The sequence below is a fragment of the Hyphomicrobiales bacterium genome (assembly GCA_030688605.1).
Taxonomy (GTDB): Bacteria; Pseudomonadota; Alphaproteobacteria; order Rhizobiales; family NORP267; genus JAUYJB01.
Genome location: JAUYJB010000150.1, coordinates 1 through 7,385 on the forward strand (window position 1 = coordinate 1; position 7,385 = coordinate 7,385).

General features: G+C 61.9%; 18 protein-coding genes. 3 read left to right on the plus strand and 15 right to left on the minus strand.

Translation table 11 applies throughout. The features are described from left to right. Positions 1 to 104: 104 nt before the first annotated feature. The 15 genes from Q8P46_15580 to Q8P46_15650 all read right to left on the minus strand — a co-directional run bounded on the left by Q8P46_15580 (position 105) and on the right by Q8P46_15650 (position 6,230). The gene (locus tag Q8P46_15580) at positions 105 to 413 is read right to left on the minus strand and encodes a hypothetical protein (protein MDP2621566.1); all 309 of its coding nucleotides are present in this window, start codon (positions 411 to 413) and stop codon (positions 105 to 107) included. After that, positions 410 to 727, minus strand: coding sequence for a hypothetical protein (locus tag Q8P46_15585; GenBank protein ID MDP2621567.1), 318 nt, complete (start codon positions 725 to 727; stop codon positions 410 to 412). The genes Q8P46_15580 and Q8P46_15585 overlap by 4 nt, the downstream gene beginning before the upstream one ends. Beyond that, positions 724 to 1,695 carry a hypothetical protein gene (locus Q8P46_15590; GenBank protein MDP2621568.1) on the minus strand — a complete coding sequence of 324 codons (972 nt, stop codon included), beginning with the start codon at positions 1,693 to 1,695 and terminating at the stop codon, positions 724 to 726. Before Q8P46_15590 ends, Q8P46_15585 begins: the two co-directional genes overlap by 4 nt. 2 nt (positions 1,696 to 1,697) lie before the next feature. Then, positions 1,698 to 2,330 (minus strand): YqaJ viral recombinase family protein, encoded by a 633-nt coding sequence (locus Q8P46_15595; protein MDP2621569.1) that lies wholly within the window; start codon positions 2,328 to 2,330, stop codon positions 1,698 to 1,700. Then, positions 2,327 to 3,175: an ERF family protein gene (locus Q8P46_15600; GenBank protein MDP2621570.1), complete on the minus strand. Its 849-nt coding sequence runs from the start codon at positions 3,173 to 3,175 to the stop codon at positions 2,327 to 2,329. The genes Q8P46_15595 and Q8P46_15600 overlap by 4 nt, the downstream gene beginning before the upstream one ends. Then, a complete protein-coding gene (locus tag Q8P46_15605) occupies positions 3,172 to 3,363 on the minus strand; it encodes a hypothetical protein (GenBank protein MDP2621571.1) in 192 nt (63 codons plus the stop codon). Before Q8P46_15605 ends, Q8P46_15600 begins: the two co-directional genes overlap by 4 nt. Beyond that, positions 3,360 to 3,536: a hypothetical protein gene (locus Q8P46_15610; protein MDP2621572.1), complete on the minus strand. Its 177-nt coding sequence runs from the start codon at positions 3,534 to 3,536 to the stop codon at positions 3,360 to 3,362. Before Q8P46_15610 ends, Q8P46_15605 begins: the two co-directional genes overlap by 4 nt. Positions 3,537 to 3,747: 211 nt before the next feature. Beyond that, positions 3,748 to 3,945 (minus strand): hypothetical protein, encoded by a 198-nt coding sequence (locus tag Q8P46_15615; protein ID MDP2621573.1) that lies wholly within the window; start codon positions 3,943 to 3,945, stop codon positions 3,748 to 3,750. Positions 3,946 to 4,180: 235 nt separating this feature from the next. Continuing rightward, entirely contained in the window at positions 4,181 to 4,381 is a 201-nt protein-coding gene (locus Q8P46_15620; protein ID MDP2621574.1) for a hypothetical protein, read from the minus strand. A 136-nt stretch (positions 4,382 to 4,517) separates the two neighbouring features. Then, positions 4,518 to 4,688: a hypothetical protein gene (locus Q8P46_15625; protein MDP2621575.1), complete on the minus strand. Its 171-nt coding sequence runs from the start codon at positions 4,686 to 4,688 to the stop codon at positions 4,518 to 4,520. Continuing rightward, a complete protein-coding gene (locus tag Q8P46_15630; protein MDP2621576.1) occupies positions 4,685 to 4,891 on the minus strand; it encodes a hypothetical protein in 207 nt (68 codons plus the stop codon). Before Q8P46_15630 ends, Q8P46_15625 begins: the two co-directional genes overlap by 4 nt. Before the next feature lie 19 nt (positions 4,892 to 4,910). Beyond that, positions 4,911 to 5,198, minus strand: coding sequence for a hypothetical protein (locus tag Q8P46_15635; protein ID MDP2621577.1), 288 nt, complete (start codon positions 5,196 to 5,198; stop codon positions 4,911 to 4,913). Then, positions 5,195 to 5,497: a hypothetical protein gene (locus Q8P46_15640; protein MDP2621578.1), complete on the minus strand. Its 303-nt coding sequence runs from the start codon at positions 5,495 to 5,497 to the stop codon at positions 5,195 to 5,197. Before Q8P46_15640 ends, Q8P46_15635 begins: the two co-directional genes overlap by 4 nt. Before the next feature lie 112 nt (positions 5,498 to 5,609). Beyond that, complete coding sequence (locus Q8P46_15645; protein ID MDP2621579.1) at positions 5,610 to 5,918, minus strand: hypothetical protein; 309 nt, start codon at positions 5,916 to 5,918, stop codon at positions 5,610 to 5,612. 132 nt (positions 5,919 to 6,050) lie between these two features. Next, positions 6,051 to 6,230, minus strand: a complete 180-nt coding sequence (locus tag Q8P46_15650; GenBank protein MDP2621580.1) for a helix-turn-helix transcriptional regulator — start codon at positions 6,228 to 6,230, stop codon at positions 6,051 to 6,053. 99 nt (positions 6,231 to 6,329) lie between these two features. On the opposite strand from Q8P46_15650, the gene Q8P46_15655 reads away from it, so the two are divergent. Genes Q8P46_15655 through Q8P46_15665 form a run of 3 tightly spaced genes read left to right on the plus strand, consistent with a single transcriptional unit; the run spans position 6,330 to position 7,251 of the window. Beyond that, positions 6,330 to 6,557 carry a hypothetical protein gene (locus tag Q8P46_15655; protein MDP2621581.1) on the plus strand — a complete coding sequence of 76 codons (228 nt, stop codon included), beginning with the start codon at positions 6,330 to 6,332 and terminating at the stop codon, positions 6,555 to 6,557. Next, a complete protein-coding gene (locus Q8P46_15660; GenBank protein MDP2621582.1) occupies positions 6,554 to 7,039 on the plus strand; it encodes an HNH endonuclease in 486 nt (161 codons plus the stop codon). Before Q8P46_15655 ends, Q8P46_15660 begins: the two co-directional genes overlap by 4 nt. Next, entirely contained in the window at positions 7,030 to 7,251 is a 222-nt protein-coding gene (locus tag Q8P46_15665) for a hypothetical protein (protein ID MDP2621583.1), read from the plus strand. Before Q8P46_15660 ends, Q8P46_15665 begins: the two co-directional genes overlap by 10 nt. Positions 7,252 to 7,385: the final 134 nt, after the last annotated feature.

Here is a 7,385-nt window from a genome sequence, read left to right on the forward strand (position 1 = left end):
TCTGCGCCAATCACGCATCCACGTCCCGCGGCGTTGGCCTGGGAGGACTCGGTAATCTCCGCAGCGGCGCGTCCCGATGGTTCCTGCAGATATGAGTGTGGGTTTCAAGACACGCGAATCTTTTTATTAACCCATAGCCACTCGGTTGTTTTTACAAATGCTCTAAGCCAGTCGAAAAACTTCTGTTCCCTTTTCACCGGATCATTGACCTTCGCGGTTAAGATCTTGTGGGCGACCGTGCAGCCAGCAGCAAAGGCAAAGTCATGCGACTTGTGCCATCCACCACGCCCGAAGATGTGAGAGTCCGAGTGCATCGGCTCGCATCCGAGGTAGGCCGTGCATTGATGGGGAAACTCCACCATGCAGGGCATTGCGTGAGCGAGATCCAGAAGCCGCCTGTTGCGGTAGGTCATGACTTCTCGTTCCGATATCTGCGCCTTGCACGCTCGCGCGCCTCGGCACGGAACTTTTCCGGGTTGCGCCAGTAGCGGGCACGGTCGGCCGCGCGCCGGGCTTCTTTGTCTCTGGTCTGCCGCTTCATGTTGCCTTTGCGCTTCGCGTGGTAGTAGGCGCGGTGGTAGGCGCGCAACGCTTCCCGGTTCCTCGCGTACCACATGCGGTTCTGCGCGCGGCGCCTGATTCTCTTCGGCGCGCCGTCGGACACGGTGCGGCACCGGCCATGCACGCCGTCCAGCACGACAGCGGGCGACGGGAGAATCCAGCTCACGCCGGCTGATCCGCATCGGCGAGGAATACCTGGATATCGCCCGCGATCTCGGCGAACTCGTCAACGTCTGCGTAGCTCTCCACGAATTGCCGCAGCATCTCATAGCCGTCCAAGCGCTGCTGCTCCAGCAGGCGCGCCTCGCGCTCGGCGGCTTCCCGGGCTTCGCGCTCCTCGCGCTCACGCCGCTCCAGAGCTAGCTTCTCCTGCCGCTGGCGCTCCTCCAGAGCGAGCTTTTCGGCGCGCAGCCTATCTTCCTCGGCCTGCCGCTTACGGCGCTCCTCCTCGTCCCGGGCGCGCTTCTCCGCGTCGAGCTTCTCGCGCTCTGCGCGCAGCCTGGCCTCCTCGGCGTCGCGGGCTTCCTTCGCCTTGCGCTCCTCGGCCTCGCGTGCGGCGCGGGCCTGCCGGTCGGCCTCCTCGCGGGCTAGACTCGCCTGCCGCTCCTGCTCCTCGATGCGCCTCTTGACCTCTAGCTCTTCCGCGAGCAGCTTGCGCTGTGCAGCCTGCTCGGCGGCGATCTGCGCCTGCTTCTGCCGCTCCAGCTCGGCGCGCTCTGCGGCGATGCGCTGGCGCTCGGCTTCGAGCTTCGCTTCCTCGGCCTCTTTCCTTGCCCGCTCCTCGGCGGCCAGCCGTTCCTGCTCGGCAAGGATCGCGGCTTGGCGCTCGGCTTCGATGCGCCGATCCTCAGCGTCGATCTGGGCCTTGATGGGGTCTTCGATGGCGGCGAACAAGGCTCCGATGCGCTTCGCATCGCCATCGATCTCGCGGCCGCGCTCAAGAATGTCGGCCTTCAGCTTGACGCGCGTCTTCTCCAGTGCGATGCGCGGTGCGGCGACTTCGCGATGTACGGCCTTCGCCTCCTTCATGCCTTTAATGGTCGTCACGTCGAAAACGATGCCGCGGTATCTTTCTATGCTGGCGAGCGCGGCGACGATCGGTTCGTACTCGGCAATGGCGGTAGAGATTTGCATTGTCAGGCTGCCTTTCGGTTGAGCCGCTCGATGATCTCGTCCACCTCGCTCAAGAAGACGTTCACCTCGGCGGTGATTTCACGGATGCGCTGCTCGTCCCGGTTGAAGCGGACAACGAAGAGCTGGTGCTGTGGAAAAACGTCGCAGTAGCTTGCGAAGTCGCACCACTTGCGCTCGGTGCATGCCATCTCCCACAGCATCTGTGGTTCGTATTCGGGCGGCACGACGCCGTCGAGCACGTAGCCGAGGTGGGTGTGCGGCTCTGGGCACTTGAACTGCACGAGGCCGTCGGTGCCGACCAGCCCGTCCGGTGACGCGCCGGAGCGCTCGATCGTCGGGTGGAGCACGAGGCCGACTTGTTCGACGAAGGTGTTCTTCGCCACGTCGTAGGCGGCGCGGGCGAACGGTTCGTTCTGGATACCGTCCTCCATCGCCTTATTCGAGAAGCGGCTCTCCTGCGGCATGCCGGAGAGGATCTCGGCCACGATCTGCGCCTTGTACTTGCGGCGCGTCGCTCCCTCGCTCTTGCGGTCGCGGGCACGGGAAAGGACCGCGTCGATGCGCGAAGCGGTGACCTTGGTGCAGCGCGCTAATTTCCACTCGTCGCTGCCCTGCGGAAAGTCAATGACCCTCATCGACGCGCCTCCTTCAGCTTCTTGCGGCACAGGTCGCGCGCGTTGATGAGCTGGCGCTGGGCGTCCTTGTCCTTCAGGTCTTCGGCCTTGTTCCACGCCTGGCCGAAGGTCTTCAGCAGCTCTGGCTCATCCCCAGCGCCGTCGATCGCGGCGAGGTAGTCGGCGAGGATCTTCTCCTCCATGCGCGTGCCGTTGTTGCGGCTGCTGTTGCCGTCCTTGTCGTCGAACGTGCTAAGGTTGAATGCCATCAGCTTCAGATACCGGCGCCCGTAGGCGTTGCTCGATCCGCGCGCCTGCACGCCGGTCTTGTTGACCTTTCCCTGCGCGCCCGCGTCGTCGGGCGGTAGGTCGATGTGGTGACGCTCCTTATGCCCGCCGGAATGCCGCACCCACGCGACGATCCTGAGCATGCCATCGGGGACCGGGTCGGCGTCGTTCCTGGTTTCGGTGTCGTACGACATGGAGAGGCCGTACTTTGTGTGGATGGGGGTGATCGCCCTGTCGATCGCTTCAAGCTTGGCGTAGCCGCTCTTCGTATGATCGTTGTAGGCGTTGTTGGCGACCGGCTGCATTTCCGCCTGCGCTTTCGCCATCGCATCGCTAAAGGCCAGCTCGGCCTCGCGGTCCATCATCTCCTTGTGGATCGCGTACAGCTCCTTGACCTTCGCCACGTCCATGCGCGGATCGGCTGCGGCAATGGCGAGCGCCTGCATAAGATTGGTAGGCGCGACCTGTGATACTGCGGGCACGTCGCGCTTGGAGAAACTCGGCTCCGGCACTTCGATCCGCGTCGGCTCCTGCTCAAGTACCTTCGCATCCATCGGTTGCTCCTGTTCGGTTTTCATTTCGCCGGCACCCGCTCGCGAAGCCAGTTCGCCATGCCTTCGACCAGCTCCTGCGAGAGGTAGACGGCTGTTCCGGCTGTCGGCTCTCCGTTCTCCATGAGGTCCAGGGCAATCTCGACACCGTACTTGGTGTCCTCCAGCCTTACCCTCGCGCCAGCGCAGTGACCTTCGTATGGTTCGGGTTTCACTTGATCGGCTCCTTGATGATCCGCTGCGCCGTCTCAATTCCTTCTATGCGCCCGTGCATGCGCCCGGCGTTGAATGCCTTTTGCAAAGCCTCCCTGATGCTCATCGTGAGCGGCACGCACTGCTCGTACATGAGCAGCAGCGCAACGGTTTCGGCGTCGAGGGGCGCGGTCATTTCATCCTCCATATGCGTGTCTTGTTCCCTGGCATCGAGCGCATGACGAAAGCACCCTTCCCGCCGATATAACTCACGATGCCCCCGAGATTCTTCCTGCTTGTGGGCAGTAGGACGCTTTGCCCTTTCTTCAGCTTCCTAATGGTGGCGGCATAGCCCTTGCCACCATGTTCAGGCGGGATCGGGACGTTATTTTCTATTCTCCATTTGCTCATACTTTGACCGCCTTCTTCGCCGGCTTAATCGGCTGGACTTTCGCCTCTACCTCGCGCGCGTTGCGGCGTGCTGCGGCGGCGCGCATGCGCTCGCGGCGCTTGTAGACTTCCATCCTCTTGGCGAGGTATCCCGGCTCGCGGCTCGCGGCTGCGGTCTTATAACGGCCGCGGAATTTATCGGTGTAGCGGATCATTCGGTGCGGCCTCCTACACGACGACGGATATAGGCTGGGCACTCTGCCTCACGGCCTTCAGCTCCAATGCCGTTCATCAACCAGCACCACGGCCTGCTGTCCGAGTCCTTGCCGCGGTAGTGCAGGCACCTGTCGGTGCGACAGTTGGGGCCGGGGTAGTAGTTCTCCATCCATCGCCGCGCTCGCTCGTCGATTTCTGGCACCGCCCGGAAACCGTCCGTGAATTTGGGAGGCTTCATCGCGGCGCTCTCCGTGGGCGGTCATCAATGAAGGCGATAAACTCGCGGCTGCAATCGCGGCAGAGGTCTAGTTCATAGCCCTGCTGTGTCGGCGCGCCTTCCTTGTTCACCTTGATGGTGATGTTGTATTCGACGCGCACATCGCCCTTGCGAAAGACGCCTAGCGTGCCGCAGCGATCGCATTTGAAAGCAGTCATTGCATCAACCTCACAGATATCAGCGTCCCCGGCCCGAACTCCGAGATCAGGCCCGAAACGAGATCGGCGGAATTCGTGGCGATGGCGTAGAGTTTCCAACACAGCCCGCGGTAACGGATCACCACATGGAAGCGCTTCACTTAAGCCGCCACTCGCGGAGTTGCACGGCCAGCGCGGTGTTTTCCGCACTCAGACACTCGATCATATCGGCGCAATCCACCAGCAACTCACACGCGACCGCCATCGGCGAGCGTTCCACGTATGCGTTGATCCGCTGCAACAACGCTTCCACGTCTGGGCGCTTCACTTGATGCGCTCCCTGAGTTGCGCGGCCACGCGCTGCGCCGTCGCACGGTGCCAGCCGATGTGCCACTGCTGGTAATCGTGCGTGCCAGTAGCGTACGGGTTAAGCGCGCTCGCCAAGCCAAGCCGCCCGGCGCGCATGCCCTCACTCAGCGCCTCATCGCGTGCTTCGCGCTCACGGTGCGCGCCGCATTCGTCCACGTCCATGCAGGCAGGGCGGGGGATGCTAGACATCTGACTCCCCGATCTCGCGCAGCAGGGCGCGGGCCGCGTCGTAGTCTTCTGCGTGACCGCTGTGCGCTGCCGTTTCCGGGTCTGCACAGAACGGACGCAGCGCCGAGACCAGTTTGTCGCGCTCCCCCTTCGTATGTGCAAGCGCGTACAGGATGTCGCAAGCGCTGGGATGCACGGCTTCATACCACGCCGCGCATTGAGAGCCTGCGGGCTGCGGAACATCGTGGTGCGTAGATGGCGTCCACGGCAACGGCGTTGCGGGTGCGTGCTTGACGCTCACGAAATCCTCCGCTTCGTGGTCTCGCTGTCCTCGGCAATCGCGGCCATGAAGCACAGCGCGAGAATGCGCCATGCTTTTCGTTCATCCCAATCAGAGAATTGACCCTTCAGCCAATACTCGAGGAGGCCACTGGCTTCCAACGGCTTAAAAAGCTTGGCATACGGATCGACGATGAATGACCATTCCTCAGCACTCCAGTTATCGCCGTACGCTGCTTTCGCCACTGCGCGACAGGAATAGACTTCCTCATCCCTGTCGATTAATGCCGCTGCCTCCAGGTAAATCTCGCTCGGTTTCACGAAATCCTCCGCTTCGTGAGCCGCTGCACCACGCCGTAGCTGTAGGCGATGAACAGCACCGGCCCGAGCACAAGGCCGACTGCCAGGCCGACGAAGAATCCACCGACAGCGCTCATACCCGCGCTCCATGGCTGCGGGCGCCTTCCTCTAGCTCGCTCAGGAGGGCGCGGCGTTCGTTCATGCAGGCTAATAACGCGGCGCGTTGTGCAAGAGGAACGTGATCCAGCAGCATGCCAATGATCGCCACCGAATTTTCTACACTGATGACCAGCCTCGGGTAGGCGTTCGCGCGACGGGCGATTTCGTGCTTGTCCTCGTTGGTCGGGTTACACCCAGAAACGCGGAACTGTCCGTCGCTGTCGAACGTGACCGCTCCGAGCGGCGTTGCGTGCGCTTCGTTTTGCCCTACGGTCCGGTTCATCTTTGCGCCCCTGTTTGCCGCCCTTGAGCGGGCGGGTTAGGGACAGAGTATAAGCATACTTTGCCACGTCGTGCAAGTATGCTTATACGCAGTGCTAGAAGGGCGGGTCGTCCTTCGGGTGGGCGCCGTCGGCTACTGCGGCGAGGCGTCGGCGATCGCGAACAGATGCTGAAGCTTTAAGTTCTTCGTTGTGCCAGCTTCCCAGGCTTGAACGGCTGGGACCGTCACGCCCGCGGCTGTGGCGAGATCCTCCCGCGAAAGCCCGAGCTCCTTCCGCCTACTGGCGATTCGTTGTGCGAGTGTCGTTTCCATAGTCGCTCCTCAGTTATCTATAAGTGTACTTGTAACCTGTCGCTCTGGCTAGAAAGCATGCTTGCAGCAGGCGCAAAAGTATGCTTAGAATGCTGGCCCATGACCCCCCGGCAAGTCGTCGCTTATCTGGAACGTAGCGGAATTCCGAAGAAGGACTTAGCCGACCGCCTCGGCATCACCGAGTCGGCGGTTTACTTCTGGCTCAAGCAGGGTTGGATCGCACACGAGCGTCAATGCCAGATCCAGCTTGAGTTGCGCGGTAGCGGCCTGCGCGCGAATTGGGACGACGTTCCCGATGAAAAGCGCCCGGCAGAGCGCGCTGCGTGAGCCTGCCGGACGATTTTGTCGGTGCCGTTTGCTTGCTCGTCAACAAACCGGTGGAGGTGCTCATCGATGTTGCGGATTTCGATTCCGTGTCTCCTCACAACTGGACCATCCGAGACGGTCGGAACACTCGCTATGTGGTTCGCTGCGAATGGCGTGAAAACAAGCAAATCCGCTTGCATCGACAAATTCTTTCCGCCCCGGATACGGCGCTGGTTGATCACCGCAACCGGAACGGGCTGGACAACCGTCGCAAAAACATCCTACTTTGTTCCCACTCCGAAAACAACTGCAACGTGCCAGCGCGACGGAACAGCGCGAGCGGGCTGAAGGGCGTTTGGGAATACCGCCCTGGCATGTGGCGTGCCGTCATAAAGATGCAGGGGCGACGCTTCCACCTTGGCTGCTTCCCTACACCGGAGCAGGCACACGCGGCATATAAAAAAGCGGCCGGTGTTTTTCATGGGGAGTTCGCGTGTCGTTGAGAGGAAAGGATTTCCGCGGCGAGATCGACGCCGACCTGCACGACAAGCTCCGGCGCATGGCCGAATTCCAGAACGTCGAGCTTTCCGCGCTCGGTGCGCAACTGCTCGAAAAGATGATCGCCGCTGAATGGCATGCCTTCAGCGTATTGCTTGACCGGCTGGAGCGCAGCGGAATCGTGCGGAAGCCTGCGGAAAACGGCGGAACGAAGTAGCAGCACCGCGCGCCGCGGCTCGGCGCAAAGAACAAGGAGTACCTGTGAGCATTCTAAGTGCCCTGACAAGCCCGCAAGGGCCTCTGGATCTTACGCCGGCAGAAGCAGGGATACATGATCCGGCCCCCGAGTGC